Source organism: Ethanoligenens sp. (assembly GCF_047718355.1).
Lineage (GTDB): Bacteria > Bacillota > Clostridia > Oscillospirales > Ethanoligenentaceae > Ethanoligenens.
The window spans coordinates 1-24,657 of the sequence record NZ_JBDNLG010000037.1; the positions used below are offsets into that span (position 1 = coordinate 1).

A 24,657-nucleotide genomic window follows, 5' to 3' on the forward strand; every position below is an offset into this window, starting at 1 on the left:
CTGCAGCGGCGACACGGTGGTGGGGCCCAACGCCGGGGACAGCATGCCTGAATGCGGGTCGGGGGGCGAACACGGCGGGGGAGAGCCCTACCGGATGCCGACGGTCTGTCCATCCTGCGGCGCGCCGGTCGCGCGGGAGGAGGATGAGGCTGTTCTGCGCTGCCAGAACCCCGATTGTCCTGCCCAACTGCTGCGGCATCTCATCCACTTTGCCTCGCGTGATGCAATGGACATCGAAGGAATGGGCCCCGCGTTGGTGGAATCGCTGGTGGGGGCCGGTCTGGTGCATTCTATCGCGGATGTGTACAATCTGCAAGCTGACGAGGTCGCCAAACTGGAGCGGATGGGCAGGAAATCGGCGGAGAATCTGGTTGCCGCCATCGAAAAATCCAAGCAGGCGGGTTTGGCGCGGCTGTTGTACGCACTTGGCATCCGGCAGGTGGGTCAGAAAGCCGCCAAACTGATTGCCATGCGGTTTGGCGATATGGAGCGGCTGTTTTCCGTCACAGAGGACGAGCTATGCACCATTGATGAAATTGGCGGCATCATCGCGGAAAATGCCGTGCGCTTTTTTGCATTGGAGGACACTGCAAAACTGGTGGAGCGCCTGCATGCGGCGGGTATATTGCTTACGGCGCATGAGCAGGCGCCGGTGGACACCCGTTTTGCCGGACAGACCTTTGTACTGACCGGAACCCTGCCGCATTATACGCGAGAGGAAGCGAAAGCGCGTATCGAAGCGCTCGGCGGCAAAGTGACCGGCAGCGTATCCAAAAAGACAACCTACGTCGTGGCGGGAGAAGAGGCCGGTTCCAAGCTGGACAAGGCGCTTGCCCTTGGCGTCTCGGTACTGGACGAAGCGGCGTTTGAATCATTATGTGAACCGGAGGAATAAAGATGGAAGAAATCAATGTGAAGCATCTGGCGAAGCTGTCCCGTCTGCGTTTTGACGAGGTGAGCGAAGCCAAAATGGCACACGACATGCGCGAGATCGTGGGCATGGTCGCCAAGCTGCCGGATTTTGAAGAAACACGGCTGGCATTGGATGTAAACGACCGCATGGAACTGCGCAAAGATGAAGTGGGTGCATCGCTTACCCGCGAGCAGGTGCTTTCTAACGCGCCGAAGACCGAGGCAGGCTGTGTAGTCGTGCCTAAAACCGTGGAATAACCGAAAGGGAGACAACCATAGATGGAACTGTATGAAAACACAGCGTCCGGCCTGCACACGCTGTTTGTTGAAAAAAAAGCCAGCGCCGTTGAGATTACCACGGCATTTCTGGAGCGTACCGAGGCGGTGGAAGACCGCGTGGGCGCCTACATCACCTTAACCAAAGAGGAAGCGCTTGCCCGTGCCGTCGAGTTGGACAAACAATTGGCGGCGGGTGAGGAACTTGGCGCGCTGGCGGGCGTGCCGGTCGCCGTCAAGGACAACATCTGCACCAAAGGCTTGCGCACCACCTGCGCCTCCAAGATGCTGCATAACTTCGTGCCGCCGTATAACGCAACCGTGGCGGAAAACCTGCACCAGGCGGGTGCGGTGGTGACCGGTAAGACAAACATGGACGAATTCGCCATGGGTTCCTCCTGTGAAAATTCCTATTTCAAGAAGACGTACAACCCGCGTGATCTGGAACGCGTGCCGGGCGGTTCATCCGGCGGCAGCGCGGCGGCGGTGGCGGCGGGAGAAGCACCGTTGGCGCTTGGCTCGGATACCGGTGGTTCCATTCGTCAACCTGCCGCGCTCTGCGGCGTGGTGGGTCTGAAGCCGACCTATGGGGCGGTTTCCCGGTATGGTCTGGTGGCGTTTGCTTCCTCTCTCGATCAGATCGGCCCGTTTGCACGCACAGTGGATGATGCGGCGCTGCTCTTCGACGTAATCAAGGGCCGCGACGCGCATGACGCGACCAGCACCCATCGGGAGCTGCCGCCGGTAGCAGGCACGCTGACCGGTGCGGTCAAGGGCTTGCGCGTCGGTATCCCGCAGGCATATTTTGGTGAGGGCGTGGATGACGCGGTCAAGGCAAAGGTGATGGATACCGCCAAGGCGCTGGAAAAAGCGGGTGCGGTGTTGACCGATGTTTCCCTGCCGTCTACCGAATATGCACTGCCGACCTATTACATCCTCGCCTGTGCGGAAGCGTCTTCCAATCTTGCACGGTTTGACGGGGTGAAATACGGCTTCCGTGCGGAGCAGTACGACGACCTTCTGTCTCTCTATGAAAATTCGCGTTCCGAAGGATTTGGCGACGAGGTCAAGCGCCGTATTATGCTGGGCACGTTCGTGCTGAGTTCCGGTTATTACGATGCTTATTACCACAAGGCAAAACTGACGCAGAATCTCATCCGCAGCGAGTGCACCAGGGCGTTCGAGGACTGCGACGTGATCCTGACGCCGACTTCCCCGGTGACGGCATTCAAGCTCGGTGAACGCACCGCCGATCCGCTTCAAATGTATGCCGCTGATATCTGCACCGTGCCGGTCAATATCGCCGGTCTGCCGGCGGTGTCGCTGCCCTGCGGGGAGCTGGACGGATTGCCGGTCGGTTTGCAGCTCATCGGGCGGAAGTTTGACGAGCAGACCATTTTGAACGCAGCCAAAGCGGTGGAACAGGTCTGCGGCGTGTTCGCACCGGCTGTGCTGTGAGGGGGAGAACCAAGATGGAATATGAAATCGTAGTGGGTCTGGAAGTTCACGCGGAACTTTCAACCAAAAGCAAAATCTATTGTTCCTGCAAAAACGAATTCGGAGCGGAAGTCAACACCGAATGCTGCCCGGTTTGTACCGGTCTGCCAGGCGCATTGCCGGTTCTGAATGAAAAAGTGGTGGAATATGCCGTGAGGATGGGGTATGCACTCGGGTGCGACATCAACCCCGTGTCCAAGCAGGATCGCAAAAACTATTTCTACCCCGACCTGCCCAAAGCCTATCAGATTTCGCAGTTTGATGTACCGCTTTGCGAACATGGTTTTGTGGACGTGTTGGTGGACGGCGCGGAGAAACGCATCGGCGTGACGCGCATCCACATCGAAGAAGATGCAGGCAAACTGCTGCACGGCGATAGTTTTTCCGGTACGCTGGTGGACTTTAACCGCTGCGGGGTGCCGCTCATCGAGATCGTGTCTGAACCCGATCTGCGCAGCGCCGCCGAGGCCAAAGCCTACATGGAAACCTTGCGCGACATCCTGCTGGCGCTGGATATTTCCGACTGCAAGATGCAGGAGGGTTCCATGCGTGCGGATGTGAACGTCTCAGTGCGTCCGAAAGGCAGCACGGAGTTTGGTACGCGCGTTGAAATGAAGAATGTGAACTCGTTTAACGCGGCGGCCCATGCCATCGAATATGAGTCCAAACGGCAGATCGAAGTACTGGAAGCAGGCGGTACCATCGACCAGGAGACCCGCCGCTGGGACGATACGCAGGGCAAAAACTTTGTGATGCGTTCCAAAGAGGACGCGCAGGATTATCGGTATTTCCCAGAACCGGACCTTGGCACGATTGTGCTCGATGAAGAGGATTTGAACACGTGGCGTGCGAGCATCCCCGAACTGCCGAATAGACGCCGTATCCGGTATATGAAGGACTACAATTTACCGGAGTTTGACGCGGGCTTGCTGGCCACCGACCCGGAGCGCACGGCGTTCTTTGAGGAATGCCTGCGTATCGGCGGCGTGGCGCCCAAATCGGTTGCAAACTGGATGATTGGCGATGTGGCGCGTCTGCTGGGCGAGAAAGACGCAGTGCTTTCCCAGACACAACTGACCGCAGCCAAGCTGGTGGCGCTCATTGCTTTAATTGAAAAGAAGACCATTTCTAACACGGCGGGCAAAACCGTGCTGGAGGAGATATTCAGCAACGGCGGCGAGCCGGATGATATTGTGAAAGCCAAAGGACTGGCGCAGGTGAGCGATACCGGCGCACTCGAAGCAATCGTGAGAGATGTGCTGGCGCAGAATGAAAAATCGGTTGCCGATTACAAAAAAGGCAAGACGAACGCCTCCGGGTATTTGGTAGGGCAGTGTATGCGTGCTTCCAAAGGCAAGGCGAATCCGCAGGTGGTGCGCGAGCTGGTGCAGAAAGCGCTGGACGAGGCGTAATAGTTGTATTTGTGATGGTGTAGTGCATTGGGATTGTCGGAAAGCGGCAGTCCTTTCTTTTTAATATGGGGTGTGGAACAAAACTGCCAGATAAAAAGGGGTTGTTGACAATGAATCGATATGCAGACGCAAATTTGACGATGCTGACAGATTTTTATGAATTGACAATGGCAAACGGCTATTTTGTAGAAGGACTTGCCGACCGTGTGGCCTATTTCGATATGTTTTTTCGTCGTGTGCCGGAAGAGGGCGGTTTCGCCGTTATGGCAGGGGTGGAACAGGTAATTGAATACCTGCAAAACCTGTCGTTTGATGATGATGATATCGCTTACCTACAAGAGAAAGGCATCTTTAACGAACAGTTTCTGGAGTATCTGCGGACGTTCCACTTTTGCTGTGATGTATGGGCAGTGCCGGAGGGGACGCCGATTTTTCCCGGCGAGCCTATCGTGACGGTGCGCGGACCGGTTATACAGGCACAATTTGTCGAAACGATGATCTTGCTCACAGTTAACCATCAGTCGCTGATTGCCACCAAAGCCAACCGCATTGTGCGGGCGGCGGCGGGGCGGCCGGTAATGGAGTTTGGTTCCCGCCGGGCGCAGGGCAGTGACGGCGCGATTCTCGGCGCGCGGGCGGCGGTTATCGGCGGTTGTGTCGGGACGGCTTGTACCATTGCCGAGCGTGATTTTGATATTCCGGCAATGGGCACGATGGCGCACAGCTGGGTGCAGATGTTTGACAGCGAGCTGGATGCGTTCCGCGCCTATGCACACAATTACCCGCAGAACTGCGTGTTGCTGGTGGATACATACAACGTACTGAAATCCGGCGTACCAAACGCCATCCGGACGTTTCAGGAGGAGGTGCTGCCGCGCGGATTCCGCCCGGCGGGTATTCGTATCGACAGTGGCGACATCACCTATCTTTCCCGCAAAGCACGTAAACTGCTGGACGACGCAGGTTTCACCGACTGCGGCATCGTTGCCTCTAATTCGATGGATGAGTATATCATCCGGGACATTCTGATACAAGGGGCAAAAGTGGACTCGTTCGGCGTTGGCGAGCGGCTTATTACATCGCGCAGCGAACCGGTGTTCGGCGGCGTGTACAAACTGGCGGCAGTGGAGTGGGACGGGCAAATCATTCCCAAAATCAAAATCAGTGAAAATGTCGAAAAAATCACCACACCCGGTTTTAAACAGGTGTGGCGGTTATATGAACGCGAAACCGGCAAAGCAATCGCCGATGTAATTGCACTGGCAAAGGAACATATAGACGAGAACCAACCTTATGTTCTGTTCGATCCCGAACATACATGGAAGCGCAAGACGGTGGCGGATTTTATCGCCAGGCCACTGCTTGTCCCCATCTTTCAGGCGGGGAAGTGCGTTTATCAAGGCCCGTCCGTCAAAGAAATCGCCGCTTATTGTCGGGAACAAATCAACACGCTTTGGGACGAAGTGCTCCGTTTTGAAAATCCGCACCGGTATTATGTGGATCTCTCCCAACCGCTTTGGTCGCTTAAACAACAGTTGGTGGAACAGATGCATTAACCAATTAGAACGCGTTAATTAATGACCGGGTGTTTGAACACCAGCAGCCGTTGCGCAAGATAGCTGACGAAAAACAGAATCATTTCTGTGACGAGTTTAGCCCATACGAGCCAAATATGCATCGGGCCGGTCAGTACTTTTAAAATCAGATAGTTGAGCCCCAATAGTCCCAGTACCAGCAGGTAATACTGCGCGGCGCGGTGGGGCTGTTTTTTATTCGTCAGGCGGGAGTGAAAGACCAGCGAGCGGTTGAGTACATATTGGACACCGGAACTCGATGCGCGTGCCAGCACGACGCCTAACAGCAGGCTGTGTGTCAGCCATTGGAAGACGAATAGCAGAATGTAGTCAGTGACGGCTGCCGCAATGCTGGACACACAGAAGCGCAGCGTGGGGAGCAGTACGCGAACAGAGTCAACCAAAGGACGGAAATGGGAGGTGGCATTTCCAGATGTGTACACTGTGTCGATAAAAATTTGCTGGAACTTATACCCGGCGTTGGCAAGGTCGAGCAGCATGTTGATTTCATATTCAAAACGTGCGCCGCGTACCCGCAGCAGCAAGGGCAGAAGCTCCGCAGGGATGCCGCGCAGGCCGGTCTGCGTATCCCATACATTTCGCCCGCTGGCAAAGGCAAAGACCGCCCGCATGACCAAATTGCCGAATACGCTGCGTGCCGGCACATGCCCCGTAAACCGGCGCGCGCCAAGCACGATGGCGGTATGTGTTCGCCGCAGTTCTTCGGCCACGTGCAGGATGTCGATGGGGAGGTGCTGACCATCGGCATCGGCTGTAATCACGCCTTCGGTTTCATGCATGTTTTCCAATATATAAGAGAAACCTGTTTTGAGCGCACAGCCCTTGCCGAGGTTTGTTGGATGTGTGAGGATTGTGCAACCAATGGTGCGTGCCTGCTCAAATACAGAAATATATCCTTGTCCACTGCCATCATCTACCACCACGATGCGCAGGTCTTGTTGTGCCAGCGTGTGCAGTAAAGCAATTAACCGCATATCGGGCTCAAATGCCGGAATCAGGACTGTCATCTCAATCCTCCTTGACTTGTACGGATTGGGCGGCGTGCCCGCATACTGTAGAATGCACATGGTCAAAATTTAGTTTGACCATTCACCAAAACATTATGCGGGGCGTACACGAGGCCGGACAGGCAAAGGGGCATTGGATGCAAACAAAAAGAGCCTGCATTGGCCGTCTGGGCCGATACAAGCTCTTTCATTATGCGTTATCTATTGTGCCGCTGTTTTTGTTCAGTTAAACGAGAATCATCGCTTAGTAACGGGGCTGCCGTTTTTGAGCGACCTGCACATTGGCGGGGCGACCACAGAGAGTGAGGCCCGCACAGCTTGCGATAATCGCTTCTGCCGCGCTGCTGGCGACATTAGCGAACGAGAATTTATCAAAAATATCAATATGTCCAATTTCGTTGCGGGTAAATCCGGAGTTGTCGCATAAAAAGCGCAGGATGTCACGCGGTGTGACTTTGTCCATGCGACCGGCATTGAGGAACAACCGTGTTTCCTCAGCATTTTGCCGCGCTTCACGGACTTTTTCGCTCGACGCGTAATCGTAATTCAATTCATTTTCAAAGAGCAGCTTCAAAAGCGCGGCTGCTACATCCACCAGATTGTATTCGTCATCCAACTCCGAGGCAAGGGGTTTGAACTTTTCAAATGCATTTTTTTCGAGTTCTTCCTTGACTTTGGTGAGGACATTTTTGTATTTGACCTCATAGATGTCTTCTACAGTGGGGATTTCCTTGCGCTTGATATGGCTGTGGGTAACGCGCTCAATCTGCTTGAGAATAACATATTCGCGCGGCGTCACCAAGCTGTAAGCGATACCGGTGCGGTTGGCGCGACCGGTGCGCCCAATGCGATGAACATAGGATTCTGCGTCCTCCGGCAACTCATAGTTGATGACATGGCTGATATTCTCAATGTCGATGCCGCGAGCCGCAACGTCGGTGGCGACCAAAAAGTCCAGATTGCTTTCACGGAATTTTTTCAAGGTGTTCTGGCGCTGGTTTTGTCCCATGTCGCCATGCATGCCTTCCACAATGTATCCGCGTGACTGCATGTTTTCCACCAATTCATCCACACCGCGTTTGGTGCGGCAGAAAATGATGGCGCTTTCCGGTTCATCCACATCCAGAATGCGGCAAAGGGTCTCAAACCGGTCGCGGTGCTTGACTTCAAAATAAAATTGTTCGGTCAGCGAGACAGTCAGTGTGCTTTTAGCGATAACAATGTTTTTGACATCGGGTTTCATGTGCTTTTGTGCCAGCTTGCGGATCTGCATGGGCATGGTGGCTGAAAACAGCAGGGATTGCCGTTCCGCCGGCAGAGTGTCCAAAACAGCTTGGATATCGTCGATGAAGCCCATGTTGAGCATCTCGTCGGATTCATCCAATACGAAGAAACGCACATGGCTGAAATCCACGGTGCCGCGCCGGATATGGTCAAGGATGCGGCCCGGTGTGGCCACCACGATATCTACGCCCTTTTGCAGTGCGCGGATCTGCCGGTCAATGGGCTGCCCGCCGTAAACTGGAATGGATGTATAGTGGCTGAGGCGATTGATGCGCACCAATTCGTCGTTGACCTGAATAGCCAGTTCGCGTGTGGGCACGAGGATGAGTGCCTGCACCTGATGGGGGCCGTGCTCCATCATGCTGATGACAGGGGCGGAATATGCCAGCGTTTTGCCCGTGCCTGTCTGTGCCTGCCCGATCACATCGCTGCCTTCCAAGATCACAGGGATCGCCTGCGTCTGGATCTGGGAGGGTTCTTCAAACCCCATAAGGTCGATTGCTTTCAAAACTTCTTCCGAAAGCCCGAGTTTTGCAAATAAATTTTCCAAATTTTCTTCCATACATGTTAAACTGCCGGATTGCAAATAATGCAACAGGCAGTTTGTGACCTCCTTCAATCTTGCACACAAATGTGCTTGTGTCTGCGTATGACCGTGTACGATGTGCGGACAGAGAAAAATCAAAACAAGCTGGCATTCCGCCTCAAGCCGCGTATTCCCATACGGCGTCTTGTCTATAGTATAGCCATTTTACGTGATTGCAACGCTGCACACCACGGCTTAACTAAAAGATTCCATGCTAAGACAAACAGAACGGACGGGCGCTTCTGTGGTGACAGCCGCTTTGCCCATGTCTTATTCTGTTGCTTGATGTTTCAAAATGCCCGCAGGCAAGGTAAGATGCATTTTTTACCTGCACACCTTGTATTATGATAGCATTTAAACAGGGTGTTTGTAAAGTACCTCTAATAAATTGCACAAAACCGCACTGGCAGGATGCATATCGTTTTTATCGCTTGCTGCCAAGGAAGAACAGCGCGAGGGTGCCTGGGCCGGAGTGGGCGCCAATGAGCGGGCCGATATAATATAGGTGGATGTCTGTTGCGCCCACCCTGGCGCGCACCTGTTTTTCCACATAACGGGCATCGTCCATACAGTCGGCATGGTTGATAAAAACGGTTTGGTTCACGGGGTCGACGGCTGTTTCAATCATATGATCCACCAATCGGTCCAGCGCCTTGCGCCGCCCGCGTACTTTTTCCATCGGTATCAGCCGGCCTTCATCATCCACATGCAGTACGGGCTTGATGCCAAGCATCCCACCCACCAGTGCCGCTGCGCCTGTGATGCGTCCGCCCCGATGCAAATGGTTCAGATCGTCTACCGTAAACCAGTGCACGAGTTTTGTCCGGTTTTCATCCAGCCACGCCAGCACGGTGTCGAGCGGCTGCCCGGTTTGTGCCAATTTGGCCGCATGATAGACGAGCAGCCCCTCGCCGCCGGAAGCACAGAGGGAGTCATAGACGATCATACGGCGGTCGGGGTATTCTGTTTGCAGCTCTTTGGCAACCATGGCTGCGGTGTTGTATGTGCCGCTGATGCCGCTGGAAAATGCGATATACAGTACGTCTTTTCCTGCGCGCAGGTGCGGCTCAAATGCCTCCCGGAATTCCAGCGGGCTGATTTGTGCGGTCTGTGGATACGCGCCGGCCCGGAGTTGATCATAGTACATATGTATATTCAGTTCCCGATTGTCCACATAGTGGTAGTATTCTTTTCCGTCGATGGAATAAATCAGCGGTATAACGGAAACTGCAAGTTCCTCCGCCATCTGAGGAGAGAGGTCGCAGGTCGAATCGGTTAATAAAACAAAATCCATAAATGCTTCTTCCTTTGCGGCGGACGTAGGCCCGCAAGATTCAAACCATTGGGTCAAAGCGGGGTATAGTTCCTGTCAATCTGTACGACCGCGCGATAATTCGGGTGTTTCTGCTTGAGCAGACTGTTGATTTCCTGCACGAGCTGATTGGTCGCCCCGGTGGTCGCCGGGACGCTGTTATCCACCACTGCATCGAATACCAGATTCAAGTGTTTATCTTTGCCCACAATACGGAAATCGTGGATGGAGCGAATCACTGAAAGAGGCTTGATTGCTTCCAGCAGTTCGTTCTGCACGCGGATGACAGTCTCGTCGTTTTTGTTGAGTGGGTCCATGTGGATGACCAGGATGATGCCGTGCTTTTGGGAAAGTTCGTGTTCCGCACGGTCAATGCTCTCGTGCAGTTCCATCACGGGTACGTCGGCCGGGACTTCAGCGTGGATAGTGGCCATAAATTTGCCGGGGCCATAGTTGTGGATGACCAGATCATGTACACCGGTAATATAGGGATATGCCCGCACACCCTCTACGATTTCCCGGACGACCACCGGATTGGGTGCTTCGCCAAGCAACGGGTTCACCGCCTTTTTCCCAATGGAAAAACCCGAATACAGGATGAAAACGGAAACCAGCAGTCCAAGCCACCCGTCTACCGGTAAGGTGGTGAAACGCGCGCAGAGGAGGGAAACGGAGGCTACAGCCAGCACGAATACGTCGCTGAGTGCATCTGTCGCCGTGGCTTGCAGCGCGGAAGAGCGGATGCGCTTGCTCAGGTAGCGGTAAAACAGGCTGAGAAGCAGCTTGAGCGGGATGAACAGCAAAACCAGCACAAATGGGATGATACTGAAATGCACTGCGGCAGGGTGCAAAACCTTTTCAATCGAAGATTGTACAAATTCAAATCCAATGAGGATGATGATCATGGCAATCAGCAGTTCAGCGATGTATTCCATCCGCCCATGGCCGAACGGGTGTTCCCGGTCCGCGGGGCGGCTTGCGACTTTAAAGCTGATGACCGTGATAAGAGAAGACGCTACATCGGTCAAATTGTGGAACGCGTCGGCTGTGATGGCGACACTATGGGTGAGCAGACCGATAATAATCTCTGCGACGAAGATGAGTGCGTTCACGCCGATGCCCACCCCGCCGCCGATCATGCCAAACCGGGTACGGTCGGCGGTGCTGACGTGCTCGATGAGTGGGTTTGGTTTGGGAGAATGATCAGACAAAAAATTCACCTGCCAATCAAAGGATTCCGCGTCGTTTAGGCAACACGGCACAGACCTGCCAGCGGCAAATGGGCGTGCGACATCCGCGCGTTTGCTTGCAGGACAGATGCTTATGGAACAGTATAGCACAAAAAATGGTTGGTCTGTATTCCCGTTTGATATAAATCAAAAATTTAATGCATTTTTATGAAAAGTGCTGTTTTTTATGCGCAGTTGTATTAAGATAAAGGAAAGCCTATGCAAGGACGCGCGCTCGTCGGCTTCTATATTGTTTGCAGTGACGTCACGCCTTGTTCAAATTTTATTCAACAACAGCGAATGGGCTTGGTTATAATGAAAAGTAGATAAGACGCAGACAGTGCTGAACGCTCCGGCCATGGGTGCGGTGTGCTTGCAAGACAGCCTGACGTTTGAAATGGGGGATGGAATGTGGAACCTACAAAGATACTGGTCGTAGACGATGATCGGAACATCAATGAGCTGCTCCGGCTTTATTTGGAAAAAGAGGGATATTCGGTTGCTTCCACTTACGATGGGGTGGACGCAGTTAAAAAATTTGAGGATCACAAGCCGGATCTGGTATTGCTTGACATTATGCTCCCCGGAATGGACGGCTGGCAGGTCTGTCGGGAGATCCGCAAAAAATCTGAAAAGCCGGTTATCATGATCACAGCTAAAGGCGAAACATTTGACAAAGTGCTTGGGCTGGAATTGGGCGCGGATGATTATATCGTGAAGCCTTTTGACGCAAAAGAGGTGGTGGCGCGTATCAAGGCGGTGCTGCGCCGATATTCCGGAGCGGAAAATGACGCGGTCAAAGAAGTGCGTTATGATAATTTGACCGTCAATCTTACCAATTATGAATTGCGGGTAGAAGGGCAATTGGTAGATGCCCCGCCAAAAGAGCTGGAATTGCTTTACCACCTTGCCAGCAACCCGAACCGCGTGTATACGCGTGACCAATTGCTGGATGAAGTCTGGGGGTTTGAATATTACGGCGATTCGCGCACGGTAGATGTACACATCAAGCGTCTGCGGGAAAAATTGGAAGGCAAGTCGGAGCAGTGGTCGCTTAAGACCGTATGGGGTGTGGGCTATAAATTTGAAACAAAAAACTAAAACCAAGCGGTTTTCCCGCGGCACTCTGCGTCTGCTGCGCGAGCAGCTCCGCCGAAGTTTGTTTGCTAAATATTTTGCTGCCTGCGCGATCGTCATGCTGCTTAGCTTTATGATTCTCTCAATCGCTCTGATAGTGTTTTCCGTGCGCTATTCCAGTGGCCAAAAGCATCAGTTGTTCAGCCAGAATGCCCGGACAATTGCCCAATTTGCGCAAGGTTACAATGAACTCGGCCCGGACGGCAACCGGCAGCTTAGCAATTTAATCGGGTTGTTTGCCCAGACAATCGATGCGGACATCTATCTGGTGCAGACCAATGGCAGCGTGGTGATCGGGCGGATTAGCACAACCGACCGCTTGAACATCGCATCCCCCGATATGAGCATTCCTGCATCGGTGATGAATACCATTGCCAAGTCCGATACGGATTTTTATGAGCAAAGCGGGGAACTTGGCGGGTTTTACAACCGCCCCTACCTGACGGTCGGTACTTCAATCAAGGATAACAACGGGCAGATTATCGGTGCGGTGTTTGTATCTTCCCGCGCGGACAGCATGCTCAAGTATATGCGCGACATCTTCCGTGTTTTCGTCTTTTGTGTGGCTGTTGTGCTGTTGTTCACATTTGCCGCCATTTACTACGTGACGCAGCGGTTGGTGCGGCCGTTGCGGCAGATGGCCGGCGCTGCACGGAGCTTTGCCGAAGGGGATTTCAACATTCGTGTGCCGGTGGGCGAACCGGACGAAATCGGGCAGCTGGCCGTGGCATTCAACAATATGGCGTCTTCACTGGTGTCGCTTGAGGAGATGCGCCGCAGCTTTGTCGCTAATGTTTCACACGAACTGCGCACGCCCATGACCAGTATTGCCGGTTTTATCGACGGCATTCTCGATGGGACTATCCCACAGGAAAAACAAGGGTATTATCTGGAAATCGTTTCAGATGAGGTGAAAAGGCTTTCCAGACTGGTGTATTCACTGCTCAACATTGCGCGGATCGAGGCGGGCGAGGTACACATTCAACAGAGTACATTCAATGTGGCGGAGACAATCAAACGGGTAATGGTCGGATTTGAATACGCCGTCGGTGAAAAGCATTTGATGGTGGAAGGTATGGACGTGCTGGCCGACATGCAGCTGACGGTGCTGGCGGATCCGGATGTTACCCACCAGATCCTGTTCAACCTGGTGGAAAATGCCGTGAAGTTCTCCAATGAGGGTGGAACCGTCTCCATTACCACTGCCTCCAGAGGGCGGCGGGTTTTTGTGAGTGTGAGGAACACCGGCATGGGTATCCCGGCACAGGACTTGCCACATGTTTTTGAGCGGTTCTATAAAACGGACAAGTCCCGCAGCACCGATCACAAAGGCGTGGGGCTGGGGTTATATATTGTGCGCAGTATGTTGTTGCTTCAAGGGCAGGATATCACCGTGAAGAGCATGGAAGGGCAGTATTGTGAGTTCGTCTTCACGCTGGAAAAGGCGTAAAAAGCACAAGCATTGTCTTTTTGTGCGCGGTGGCTGTCAATTTGAATATTTTCCGTATGAAAATGCTTGCAATTTGCCGCTTGATATGCTATACTGAATACTGCTATTTTGTCCTATTTGAAAGAGGTGACCAAGATGAAGCCGGGTATTCATCCGAAATACGAAACAACTGTCATCAAATGCGCGTGCGGCAACGAGATCGAAACACGGTCTACCAAACAAGACCTTCACATCGATATTTGCTCGAAATGCCATCCGTTCTTTACGGGCAAGCAGAAGTTGATAGATACGGGCGGACGCATCGACCGTTTCAAAAAAAGATACAATATGGAATAAGCAACTCTCCAATGTATTTTTGGTACAGCGCGTTGCCTTTTTGGGTCTTCGTGCGGATTCGTACAGGGGCGGCGTCTGACGGGCGGCGTCCATTTTTTATTTTGGGGATTTCCGCCAACGCCTGTCCGATAGAGACCGACGGTTCCCACACGAAAACCGCAGCGGGGGCAACAGGGGGCAGCATGGACTACACAACGATACGGGCAGGCGCGCAGGCTGAATATGTCGAAAAGAAATCACGCTTTCTCGCATTCTTGCGCCCAGTGGATGGTGAGAAGGCAGCAGCGGATTTTCTGGCGGAAATGCGGCATGTGCACCCTGATGCCCGCCATCATGTGTTTGCGTGTGTCCTGCCCGATACAGAGCGCTGTTCGGATGACGGGGAACCGTCCGGCACGGCAGGGCAGCCAGTGCTTTCCGTTCTGCGCAAACGTGGCTTTACCTGTGTGGCTGCTGTGGTGGTGCGGTATTTTGGCGGCGTGCTGCTGGGAGCGCCGGGACTGGTTCGTGCCTATGGGCACGCGGTCTCTTTGGCGGCGGACGCCGCAGAACCGGTCGTTTTGTGTGCCTGCGTTCTGTATGCGTTTTCTTGTGCGTACACAGAACTTTCTGCCATGGAGCGGCTGGCTCGTCGTATGGGACATGTGCGCGACATTACTTATACTGAAGTGGTTTCTGTTTTGCTTTCGGTTCCTCAAAATAAGGCGGATGCATTTCGGACAGCGGTTACAGAATGCTCCTGCGGAAGGGTTGTTTTGCGGGAGCAGGGTGAAATTTACGAAGAAGAATCAGCGTTTGTATAAATATTTGACAGAGTGCCTGCTGTTTGACGGCAAAATATAGACAAAGGGCATGGATAGGAGCGTGCGGGCATGGGTATTGTGACATCTGTAAACGAGTTGGTAGGGAACACCCCGGTTTTTTCCTTTCGGGACAGTGGAGCTGAGGTTTTAGTTAAACTGGAAAGCTACAATCCCGGCGGCAGCATCAAGGATCGTGCGGCCCTTGCCATTATTGAGCAGGCGGAAGCTTCTGGCGAACTTCGGCCCGGGGGCGTCATTATTGAACCGACTAGTGGGAATATGGGTGTTGCGTTGGCTATGATCGGTGTGTCGCGTGGATACCGTGTCATTATTGTAATGCCGGATACGATGACGCTGGAACGGCGCAAACTCATCACCGCATATGGCGGCGAACTGGTGCTGACCGAGGGCGCACAGCGTATGACCGGCGCGATGCAGAAAGCGGAAGAATTGGCAAAGACTATTCCAAATGCCTTTATGCCCAAACAGTTTGAAAATCCTGCTAACCCCGCCGCGAATGAAGCAACCGGGCGGGAGATTTTGCGAGACACCGATGGCCGGTTGGATGCGTTCGTTGCGGGTATTGGCACCGGCGGCAGCTTTACCGGCGCAGCCCGTGTGCTGAAAGAAGCACTTCCTTCGATTCTGTGTGCGGCGGTGGAACCGTCTGAATCGGCGGTAATCGAAGGGGAACATGCCGGCCCCCATGGCATCCAAGGAATCGGCGCCGGCTTTTTGCCCGAGAATTTCGAGCGTGCTCTTGCAGACCGCGTTATTCCGGTTCCAACTGCGGCGGCGATGACCACTGCGCTTTGGTTTACCAAAACATTTGGTATCTTAGTGGGCATTTCAACTGGTGCGGCTGTTTATGCTGCGCGCCGCCTTGCCAAAGAACTGGGCGCGGGTAAACGGGTGCTTTGCTTGGCACCCGATACCGGTGAACGGTATTTAAGCGTCCTTTTCATAAAATAACCACGTTTTTTACTGTTAAGCAGGAATATGCCGGCCAATTGTGTATAGGTATTGTAGAAAGCCGATCTGCCGAAGACAGGAGGCGGTCTTGTGACCATCCGGGAACAGACGGAAGCACTGGAGGAACGTGTCCTGTCGCCGTATGCGACCCTTGCGGCACGTTCGCGCGGGCGGGCGCGTGCCGAGGAACCGTGCCCGTTGCGTACCGTATTTGCACGTGACAGGGACCGCATTATCCATTGCAAGGCCTTCCGCCGCTTAAAGTATAAGACGCAGGTTTTTCTTGCGCCGGTAGGTGACCATTATCATACGCGGATGACCCACACACTGGAGGTTGCACAGATAGCCCGCACCATTGCCCGCGCGCTGCAACTCAACGAGGATTTGACCGAAGCGATTGCGCTGGGTCATGATCTGGGACATACACCGTTCGGTCACGCGGGAGAGCGGGCGTTGGACGAGGTTCATCCCGGCGGGTTTGCCCACCATGCGCAAAGTTTGCGGGTGGTGGAAAAACTGGAGAACGACGGCAAAGGGCTGAACCTGACTTGGGAAGTGCGCGATGGCATCCTAAACCACACGTCCGGTTCCATGCCGTCTACACCGGAAGGGTGCATTGTGCGGCTGTCCGACCGCATTGCCTACCTCAACCATGACATCGACGACGCACTGCGGGGCGGAGTACTCAAAGACGATGAAATTCCATGGGAGACGCGGTATGTACTGGGGCGGTCGCATTCGCAGCGTATCAACACATTGGTCACCGACACGGTGGAGAACAGCACCGGGGGACATATTGCCATGTCGCCAAAGGTAGAGCAGGCATTCTTGGCTTTGCGTCGGTTCATGTTCGAACAGGTATATACCAATCCCGTGGCCAAAAGTGAAGAGGGCAGAGCTGAATATATCCTCAAACGGCTTTATGACCATTTTCTGCACCATACCGATGAGCTGCACACCGAATTCGGTCGTATCTGTGCGGAGGATGGCGCCCAGACGGCAGTTTGTGATTATATTGCGGGCATGACCGACCGTTTTGCAATACAGGTCTATCAGGGGATTTTTATACCGCAGGCATGGAATAAATGAGCATTCTGCCGTTTTTGCATATTTTCTTTGATTTATGTAAAAGATAATTCCAAATAAAGGAAGGTGGTGGGGCGTTGATTCCCGAAGCTTTTTTGCAGGAACTAAAAGACCGCTGCGACATTGAAAGTGTCGTGTCGCGTTATGTGAACCTACGCAAAAGCGGAAAAAGCCTGGTGGGGCTCTGCCCGTTTCACAATGAAAAAACCCCTTCCTTTCATGTTTATCCGGACGATCAGCATTTTTATTGTTTTGGCTGCGAGACCGGGGGGGATGTCATCACCTTTGTGCGCAAGATCGAAAATCTTGAGTACCCTGAGGCCGTAGAGTTTTTGGCTGCGCAGGCAGGGATTGCTGTACCGAGCGAAGAACCCGGCGCGGAAACTGCTTCCAGGCTGCGAGCGCGAATTCTGGAGATGAACCGTGCTGCTGCACGTTATTTTCACGCGTGCCTGTTATCCCCGCAAGGAAAAGCGGGGTTGGATTATTTCAATCAACGTGCGCTTTCTATGCACACCATCCGCACATTTGGGCTTGGCTATGCGCCGCCCGGTTGGGATAATCTGCTCAAGCATCTGCAAACGCAGGGGTTTTCGCCGGAGGAATTGGCGGCAGGCGCGCTGGTGCTGCGGGGGCGCAATGGCGGTTTTTATGATGTGTTCCGCGGACGGGTGATGTTCCCAATCATCGACCTGCGCGGCAATGTGGTTGCGTTTGGCGGCCGCGTGTTGGATGACAGCAAGCCGAAGTATCTCAACAGCAACGACACGCCGGCGTTCCACAAGAGCAACTGCCTGTTTGCACTCAATTTTGCCAAAAACAGCGGCGGAACGTCCCTGCTGCTTTGCGAGGGCTATATGGATGCCATTGCCTTGCATCAAGCTGGTTTTGGCAATGCGGTGGCAACGCTTGGCACCGCGCTTACAGCGGAACAATGCCGCCTGATGTCGCGGTATGCGAAGGAAGTTGTTATCTCTTATGATGCCGATAGGGCAGGGCAGAACGCTTCTCAACGGGCGATTGGCCTGCTTACGCAGACTGGGCTTGCAGTACGGGTACTGCGTATTGAGGGGGGGAAAGACCCTGATGAATTTATCAAAACACACGGAGCCGACCGGTTCCGGCTGCTGCTCAATCAGAGTGGTAACCACATCGAATACAGGCTGGCATCCGCGCTTCAAAAATATGATGTCAACATCACCGAACAGAAAGCGGCCTATCTGAAGGAGGCGGTGGAAATCCTCGCTACAGTCGAAAGCATGGTAGAACGGGATGTTTATGCTGGAAAACTGGCGGAAACGCTGGATGTTTCCAAAGAAAATGTGCTGGCGGATACAACGACTCTGCGTGCAAAGCAGCACGGCAAGCAAAAAAGGGCGCGTGTACGCGAGGAGATTGCGGCGGCACGCGGCCTGAAAGATCGATTGAACCCTGAAAAGAGGAGCAATTTGCGTGCCGCCCGCGCGGAGGAAAGCTTGATTGTTCTGCTTTACCATAACCCCGATTTTTTGAAATTGATGGATGCTTTACTCCATCCCGATGATTTTATCACAGCGTTCAACCGCCGTGTTTATGCGGCATTGCGGGCACAGGTGCGTGGCGGAGATCCAGACATTTCCGCACTTGGCGTGCAGTTTTCTACGGACGAAATGGGAAAAATCACAGGGATTTTGCATAAAACGCTGGTTTCCAACACACCACAGGAAGTGCGCGACTGCGCCAGCGTGCTTCTGGACGAGCAGATGAACAGGCGTATTGCGGAACAGCAGGACGCACGGATCGCTTATGAAGCTATCCGTGCCAAAAAGCTGGAAGAACAAAGGTGAGGATGCAACATGGGAAATGAAGGCACGAAAAAAAAGGACCGCATTGCCGAACTGATTGAGTCGGGCAAGACCAAGGGAAATCTCACGATGACAGAGATTACCGAGGCACTGGAAGAAATTGATTTTAACTCCGAGCAGACGGAAAAGCTATATGAAGCTCTGGAGCAGCACAACATCGACGTGCTGGATGACCAGGAAGAACCGACGCTCGAAGAACTTGAGGAAGACACCGATGCTGAGGAAGCCACAAAACCCAATGCAGATTTGGAATCTACGCTCAGTGCCGAGGGGATTGCCATTGACGATCCGGTCAAGGTCTACCTCAAGGAAATCGGGCGCGTGCCGCTGCTCTCCGGCGAGGAGGAAGTTGCGCTGGCAAAGCGGATGGGTGAAGGCGATATTGTGGCGCGCAAACGCTTGTCCGAAGCCAATTTGCGTCTTGTTGTAAGCATTGCCAAACGATATGTGGGCCGTGGGATGCAGTTCTTGGATTTGATTCAAGAGGGCAATCTCGGGCTTATTAAGGCAGTCGAAAAATTCGATTATACCAAAGGCTATAAATTTTCGACGTATGCGACATGGTGGATTCGGCAAGCCATCACCCGCGCCATCGCCGACCAGGCGCGCACCATACGCATCCCGGTGCATATGGTGGAGACCATTAACAAAGTCGTGCGGGTGGAACGCCAACTTTTGCAGGAATTGGGACACCAGCCACAGGCTGAGGAGATTGCCGAACTGATGGGGATGTCGGTGGAAAAAGTGCGCGAAATCATGAAAGTGGCGCAAGAACCGGTATCACTGGAAACACCTATCGGTGAGGAGGAAGACAGCCATTTGGGGGATTTTATCCCCGATGACGATGCACCTGCTCCGGCAGAAGCTGCTTCCCACACATTGCTCAAGGAGCAGCTGGGCGATGTACTGAAGACTCTTACCCAACGAGAGGCTAAAGTACTGCGTCTGCGGTTTGGACTGGACGATGGACGCCCGCGCACACTGGAAGAAGTGGGACGGGAGTTTAATGTCACACGCGAACGCATTCGTCAGATTGAAGCGAAAGCGCTGCGCAAACTACGTCATCCCAGCCGCAGCAAAAAATTGAAAGATTTTTTAGATTGAGGACAGTTTGCAAAAGGGCAGTTGTCCTCTTGCTGAGGAGTCCTGTAACCCCGGTGACCGTTTTTTAAGAGGAGTTTGACCATGCGCATCACACAGGAAGCTGATTACGCTGTACGGATCATTGACTGTCTCGCCGCCAGCGGCGCACGGATGGACGCCCGTTCAGTTTCAGAGAAGACCGGCGTCACACTCCGGTTCACGTTGAAAATTTTCCGAAAGTTGGGGCAGGCGGGAATTGTCCGATCGTTCAAAGGGGTGCAGGGTGGTTATGAATTGGTGCGCTCGCCGAAAGAGATCAACCTGCGTCAAGTGATCGAAGCCGTGGACGGGCCCATCAATATCAACCGCTGCATGACCGGTTCGCTGCCCTGCGCATTGCTCGAAGATACACGTCTATGCTATTATCATACGGTATTCAATGAGCTTTCCAAGACGATACAAGACAAGTTGGAAGGCGTCACTTTTCGCGATGAAGATAGGCATACATAAGCGTGAGATGGCAGGATTTATTTTACAGTTTGCCTGTTTACAAACCGGCCTTCCGATTGTATAATGATTTGGCGGGGACGTATGTGATCGTATGTGCGGCTGCGACGATTTGCAAAGGAGTTGTTTGATTTGAAAAAATATGTTTGTAGTGTCTGTGGATTTGTTTATGATGAGGCGGAAGGATATCCCGACGGCGGCATCAATCCCGGCACCAAATGGGAAGATGTTCCTGAAGATTTTGTTTGCCCGATGTGCGGTGTAGGCAAAGAGCTTTTTGAAGAGCAATAAGGGCAGCCTTTCTTATAGCCCGTGCGGCGAACGGCGATGGTGCCTTTCGCCGCACATTTTTTTGAGCGGCAGTGTTTTGCCAGACGTGGCATACTTTTTACGCGTTCCTTTTGCTGAAATTTTGTTGCACTCTTGCGTGAATGCTGCAGGTAGTATAAAATAGGACATACAGAGGTGATTGAATTGGGTGTTATTAAAATTACAGACGACGTCTATTCTGTCGGCGTACTCAACCCGAATATGCGTATTTTTGACGTGATTATGCGTACGGAATTTGGCACGTCTTATAACGCATATCTGATCAAAGGCGAAAAAAATGTGCTGATCGAAACCACGCATCCGCGGTATTTCGATGAATATTTTGAAAATATTGCAAGCTTGATTGATCCCAAAAACATTGATTATGTGATTATGAATCACAACGAGCCGGATCACTCTGGCTCATTGGCCAAATTGCTGGAAGTAGCCCCACAGATTGAGGTGTTGACATCTCAGGCCGGTTGCATCTATCTGCGCAATATTACCAACAAACCCAATGCCCATATTCGTGCGGTAAAGGATGGGGAAACGCTGGATATCGGCGGCGGGAAAGAGTTGCGATTTGTCACCGCGCCGTTTCTGCATTGGCCGGATTCCATGTTCACCTATTATCCGGCGGAAAAGGTTGTTTTTACCTGTGATTTCCTTGGTTCCCATTATTGCGAGCCGCGCATGATCGATAGCCATGTCACATATCCGGAACGCTATGAGAGCGCGTTCGAGAATTATTATCAGGCAATTTTTGGACCGTTCAAACCGTATGTGCTTAAAGGGCTTGCCAAACTCAACGCGTTGGAAGCGGATACCGTCTGCACCAGTCACGGCCCGGTTCTGACAAAAGGGGTTTATCTGGAGCGTAGTAAGGAACTCTATGAGAAATGGAGCCAGCCTGTAGTACGGCAAAAGAAATACATTCCCATTTTTTATTGCAGTGCCTATGGTTATACGGGACAGCTTGGGCAGAAGATTGCCGAAGGTATCCGGAGTGTATTGCCCGATGCAGTTGTTGAAGTGCTGGATGTCAATGCACATCCGCAGGAAGAACTGGCACATAAAATCAATGAGAACGATGGGTTTTTGCTTGGTTCACCGACCATCAATAAAGACGCCGTTCGTCCGATCTGGCTGCTTGCCGCCTCACTGGATTTGATCAATGCGAAAGGCCGCCCGGCATCTGCATTTGGTTCGTTCGGCTGGAGCGGAGAGGCGGTGCCTATGTTGGTGGAGCGTCTCAAAGGCATGAAGCTCAACGTGTTTGAAAGCGGATACACCGCCCGCTTTGTCCCGTCTGATGAAGAATTTGCTGGTGCAGTCGCTTTCGGCAAACGGTTTGCAGAACAGTTGCATGCATAAGTAACGCGCGACTGATGATTGCTATTGCCGCCTGGAATTTTTCCGGGCGGCAATATTTTTACAGTTTATTCATTGCATTTATAAGGGGCATCTTGTAGAATATAGAGAGTGTAGTCTTGTTTTTGTTGAAGTGGTTGGTATCGAATGATAGAGAATGTGTTGTTTGGGTATCTTTTCAATAGGGCACTTGTGTTGTTTCAAACATATTTGCTTGGGAAAGGGGCTTTTGGTTGTTCGGCTATGTAAAACCCTTTAAGCCGGAACTGAAGATCCGGGAATTTGAGGCATACCGCGCGGTCTATTGCGGCATGTGCCATACGCTGGGCAAGCGTTACGCGTTTGCTATGCGGTTTATTTTGAGCTATGACCTGACACTGATGGCGATGTTATTGCTTTCTATGCGGGAAAGCCCGGTGACAATCTGCAAATGCCGCTGCCCCGCCAATCTCCGAAAACTACCCGCCTGTACGCAGGGTAGGGAATTGCGCTTTGTGGCTGATTGTGGCGTGTTGCTTTTGTATCACAAACTGCGGGACAACCTGCATGACGCATCTATCCCTAAAAAAGTGCTGGCGGCGCTGTTGCTTCCAATTGCGGCGTGTATGAAACGGCGGGCTGCATCCCGTCAGCCGCAGGCGGCAGCGCGTATTGCCGATGCAATGCGTGCACAGGCAGACGCTGAGAGCAAGGGGGCGGGTATTGACGCCGCCGCTGATCCTACCAGTGGTATGATTGGCGACCTATTGCTACTTGGCGCTGAAAAACAGGCGGACGAACGCGTATTGCACCGCTTTGGTTATTTTCTGGGTCGCTGGATCTATTTGATAGATGCGGTGGACGATATGCAGCAAGATACGCAAAGTGGTGATTTCAACCCGTTTGCGCTGGCGTGGCACCTTTCACCCACGTCCGATTTTGTGGCAGCCAGAGCGCGTACTGTAGGGCTGCTCAATTCTTGTGTCTACGAAATGCAAGCTGCACTTGCGCTGTTACCGGTGCGGCAATATGCAGAGGTGCTTGAGAATACCTTTTCACTCGGGTTGCCGCATATGCAATGTGCTGTGGTGGAAGGACTGCCAAACAAATCACGATAAACCGAATGACGGTTTTAACCATTGAAGAAAGCTGGAAATAAAATGAGTGATCCGTATCAGGTTCTGGGTGTTTCGCCCAATGCTTCCGATGATGAAGTGAAGGCGGCATACCGCAAACTTGTTAAGAAATATCACCCCGATAATTATGCCAACAATCCTCTCGCTGATCTCGCCACTGAAAAGATGAAGGAAATCAACGAGGCATATAATACCATTACGCAGCAGCGCGGTCCAGGCGGTGGCTCAACAGGTGGAGCCCGCGGTTACTCCAGTGGCGGATACGGTTCAGCCTCTGGCGGAAACGGTTCTTCCTATGCCGGGGGGTCTTCTCGTTTCATGCATGTGCGTTCTATGATAAATGCCGGGCAGGTTGGGCAGGCACAGAACGTGCTGGATGCTGTCCCGCTGGGTGAGCGCGACGCCGAATGGCATTTTTTGATGGGAAGTGTTATGTACCGCAAGGGCTGGGTGAATGAGGCTTATGTCAATTTTCAGAATGCCTGTCGGCAGGATCCGAACAACCGTGAATATCAGGAGGCACTTAATCGGTTATCTGGCCAAATGAATGGAGCAGGATTTGGAGGATACAATATGGGTAATCAGCAGGGCTGTACCGGCTGTGATATTTGCACCGGACTAATCTGCGCCGATTGCCTGTGTGGTGGAATGGGTGGCGGCGGATGCTAAAGGAGTGTGCCTAAATGGCAAACAAACGGGCGCATGGCGTAGCACTCGGTGGGATGCTTTCTGCACTTTCCTTGGTTCTTTTGCTGTTGGCAGGTGTACTGCCGGTGATGGGGCTGGTGTTTCCCGCTATTGCCGGTATGTTGTTGCTGGTAGTGGTGATAGAACTTGACGTGAAGTGGGCGTGGGGGATTTTTGCTGCGGTCACCATTCTGGGTCTACTCTTGTGTCCAGACAAAAGAGTGGTCATCTATTACTTCTTTTTCTTTGGGCATTACCCTTTGTTAAAAAAGTATGTTGAGCGTTTGCATCATCGTGTGCTTCAGTGGGTCATCAAGGTTCCGCTGTTCAACGCTTGCATTATTTTAGCGTATCTGGTGACTATCAAACTGTTTGGCGTATCGGCTGATGCGCTTCGTTATGGGTATCCTGTCACGTTGGCGTTGGCAAACGCGGCGTTTATTCTATATGATATTGCGCTTTCACGATTGATTGTGACGTATGTTTATCGTATTCGGAAATATCTGCAACGGAAATAAAGAGTCCCCATTATGCCAATTTGAATACAAGGGTTATTTTGTTTTCTCAATATGTTACGAGTCAGGTGGTTGGAGGTGACCATAAAACCAGTTTTCCCAATACTTCCAGACTATATTGCCAAGCATGGCAGTGCCTGGCATAAAAAATAGCCGTTACTTCAAAACCATGATCCAACGCAAAATCAAACCGATGCAGCGGCAAATGCTTTTACAGACGTTGTGTGGGGGTTACGGATTAATGGGTGAACATAAAATGAGCTTTAGATTTAGAAATAAAAAGATTTTAATTATCGGCGTAATAACTGCTATTATTGTGACATTGTTTGTTT

The 24,657-nt window shown here is 52.5% G+C and carries 23 protein-coding genes; 19 read left to right on the plus strand and 4 right to left on the minus strand.

From position 1 onward, the window contains the following. The 5 genes from ABF463_RS07290 to ABF463_RS07310 all read left to right on the plus strand — a co-directional run. On the plus strand, positions 1-895 hold an 895-nt coding region (locus ABF463_RS07290), incomplete at its 5' end, for a helix-hairpin-helix domain-containing protein (protein ID WP_415532919.1). Between the two features lie 2 nt (positions 896-897). Beyond that, positions 898-1,170, plus strand: coding sequence for an Asp-tRNA(Asn)/Glu-tRNA(Gln) amidotransferase subunit GatC (gatC, locus tag ABF463_RS07295; RefSeq protein ID WP_415532920.1), 273 nt, complete (start codon positions 898-900; stop codon positions 1,168-1,170). Positions 1,171-1,191: 21 nt separating this feature from the next. Beyond that, positions 1,192-2,646: an Asp-tRNA(Asn)/Glu-tRNA(Gln) amidotransferase subunit GatA gene (gatA, locus tag ABF463_RS07300; protein ID WP_415532921.1), complete on the plus strand. Its 1,455-nt coding sequence runs from the start codon at positions 1,192-1,194 to the stop codon at positions 2,644-2,646. A 14-nt stretch (positions 2,647-2,660) separates the two neighbouring features. Then, the gene (gatB, locus tag ABF463_RS07305; RefSeq protein ID WP_415532922.1) at positions 2,661-4,097 is read left to right on the plus strand and encodes an Asp-tRNA(Asn)/Glu-tRNA(Gln) amidotransferase subunit GatB; all 1,437 of its coding nucleotides are present in this window, start codon (positions 2,661-2,663) and stop codon (positions 4,095-4,097) included. A gap of 110 nt (positions 4,098-4,207) precedes the next feature. Then, positions 4,208-5,653 (plus strand): nicotinate phosphoribosyltransferase, encoded by a 1,446-nt coding sequence (locus tag ABF463_RS07310; RefSeq protein WP_415532923.1) that lies wholly within the window; start codon positions 4,208-4,210, stop codon positions 5,651-5,653. Positions 5,654-5,667: 14 nt separating this feature from the next. On the opposite strand, the gene ABF463_RS07315 is transcribed toward ABF463_RS07310, so the two are convergent. From ABF463_RS07315 to ABF463_RS07330, 4 genes are all read right to left on the minus strand, one after another. Next, positions 5,668-6,699, minus strand: a complete 1,032-nt coding sequence (locus ABF463_RS07315; RefSeq protein ID WP_415532924.1) for a GtrA family protein — start codon at positions 6,697-6,699, stop codon at positions 5,668-5,670. 244 nt (positions 6,700-6,943) lie between these two features. Further along, positions 6,944-8,533, minus strand: coding sequence for a DEAD/DEAH box helicase (locus tag ABF463_RS07320; RefSeq protein ID WP_415532925.1), 1,590 nt, complete (start codon positions 8,531-8,533; stop codon positions 6,944-6,946). Between the two features lie 460 nt (positions 8,534-8,993). Beyond that, positions 8,994-9,863, minus strand: coding sequence for a DegV family protein (locus tag ABF463_RS07325; protein WP_415532926.1), 870 nt, complete (start codon positions 9,861-9,863; stop codon positions 8,994-8,996). Positions 9,864-9,916: 53 nt separating this feature from the next. Then, entirely contained in the window at positions 9,917-11,101 is a 1,185-nt protein-coding gene (locus tag ABF463_RS07330) for a cation diffusion facilitator family transporter (protein WP_415532941.1), read from the minus strand. Positions 11,102-11,521: 420 nt separating this feature from the next. Between ABF463_RS07330 and ABF463_RS07335 the strand changes: the two genes are divergently transcribed. From ABF463_RS07335 to ABF463_RS07400, 14 genes are all read left to right on the plus strand, one after another. Next, positions 11,522-12,211 carry a response regulator transcription factor gene (locus ABF463_RS07335; RefSeq protein ID WP_415532928.1) on the plus strand — a complete coding sequence of 230 codons (690 nt, stop codon included), beginning with the start codon at positions 11,522-11,524 and terminating at the stop codon, positions 12,209-12,211. Continuing rightward, positions 12,195-13,697: a sensor histidine kinase gene (locus tag ABF463_RS07340; protein ID WP_415532929.1), complete on the plus strand. Its 1,503-nt coding sequence runs from the start codon at positions 12,195-12,197 to the stop codon at positions 13,695-13,697. Before ABF463_RS07335 ends, ABF463_RS07340 begins: the two co-directional genes overlap by 17 nt. A 135-nt stretch (positions 13,698-13,832) precedes the next feature. Further along, entirely contained in the window at positions 13,833-14,033 is a 201-nt protein-coding gene (gene rpmE, locus ABF463_RS07345) for a 50S ribosomal protein L31 (RefSeq protein WP_415532930.1), read from the plus strand. An 11-nt stretch (positions 14,034-14,044) separates the two neighbouring features. Then, on the plus strand, positions 14,045-14,836 hold the full coding sequence (locus tag ABF463_RS07350; protein ID WP_415532931.1) for an IMPACT family protein: 792 nt from the start codon (positions 14,045-14,047) through the stop codon (positions 14,834-14,836). 69 nt (positions 14,837-14,905) lie between these two features. Continuing rightward, on the plus strand, positions 14,906-15,808 hold the full coding sequence (gene cysK, locus ABF463_RS07355) for a cysteine synthase A (RefSeq protein ID WP_415532932.1): 903 nt from the start codon (positions 14,906-14,908) through the stop codon (positions 15,806-15,808). A gap of 90 nt (positions 15,809-15,898) precedes the next feature. Beyond that, entirely contained in the window at positions 15,899-16,897 is a 999-nt protein-coding gene (locus ABF463_RS07360) for a deoxyguanosinetriphosphate triphosphohydrolase (RefSeq protein WP_415532933.1), read from the plus strand. A gap of 74 nt (positions 16,898-16,971) precedes the next feature. After that, positions 16,972-18,720 carry a DNA primase gene (dnaG, locus tag ABF463_RS07365; RefSeq protein ID WP_415532934.1) on the plus strand — a complete coding sequence of 583 codons (1,749 nt, stop codon included), beginning with the start codon at positions 16,972-16,974 and terminating at the stop codon, positions 18,718-18,720. A 9-nt stretch (positions 18,721-18,729) separates the two neighbouring features. Then, positions 18,730-19,842, plus strand: coding sequence for an RNA polymerase sigma factor RpoD (gene rpoD, locus ABF463_RS07370; RefSeq protein WP_415532935.1), 1,113 nt, complete (start codon positions 18,730-18,732; stop codon positions 19,840-19,842). Between the two features lie 81 nt (positions 19,843-19,923). Next, the gene (locus tag ABF463_RS07375; RefSeq protein ID WP_415532936.1) at positions 19,924-20,331 is read left to right on the plus strand and encodes an RrF2 family transcriptional regulator; all 408 of its coding nucleotides are present in this window, start codon (positions 19,924-19,926) and stop codon (positions 20,329-20,331) included. Positions 20,332-20,460: 129 nt separating this feature from the next. After that, positions 20,461-20,619 carry a rubredoxin gene (gene rd / locus ABF463_RS07380; protein WP_013484974.1) on the plus strand — a complete coding sequence of 53 codons (159 nt, stop codon included), beginning with the start codon at positions 20,461-20,463 and terminating at the stop codon, positions 20,617-20,619. Positions 20,620-20,802: 183 nt separating this feature from the next. After that, positions 20,803-22,011 (plus strand): FprA family A-type flavoprotein, encoded by a 1,209-nt coding sequence (locus ABF463_RS07385; protein WP_415532937.1) that lies wholly within the window; start codon positions 20,803-20,805, stop codon positions 22,009-22,011. Between the two features lie 230 nt (positions 22,012-22,241). After that, on the plus strand, positions 22,242-23,105 hold the full coding sequence (locus ABF463_RS07390; RefSeq protein ID WP_415532938.1) for a DUF5685 family protein: 864 nt from the start codon (positions 22,242-22,244) through the stop codon (positions 23,103-23,105). A gap of 42 nt (positions 23,106-23,147) precedes the next feature. After that, positions 23,148-23,792: a J domain-containing protein gene (locus tag ABF463_RS07395; RefSeq protein WP_415532939.1), complete on the plus strand. Its 645-nt coding sequence runs from the start codon at positions 23,148-23,150 to the stop codon at positions 23,790-23,792. Positions 23,793-23,806: 14 nt separating this feature from the next. Continuing rightward, a complete protein-coding gene (locus ABF463_RS07400) occupies positions 23,807-24,328 on the plus strand; it encodes a hypothetical protein (RefSeq protein ID WP_415532940.1) in 522 nt (173 codons plus the stop codon). Positions 24,329-24,657 lie beyond the last annotated feature (329 nt).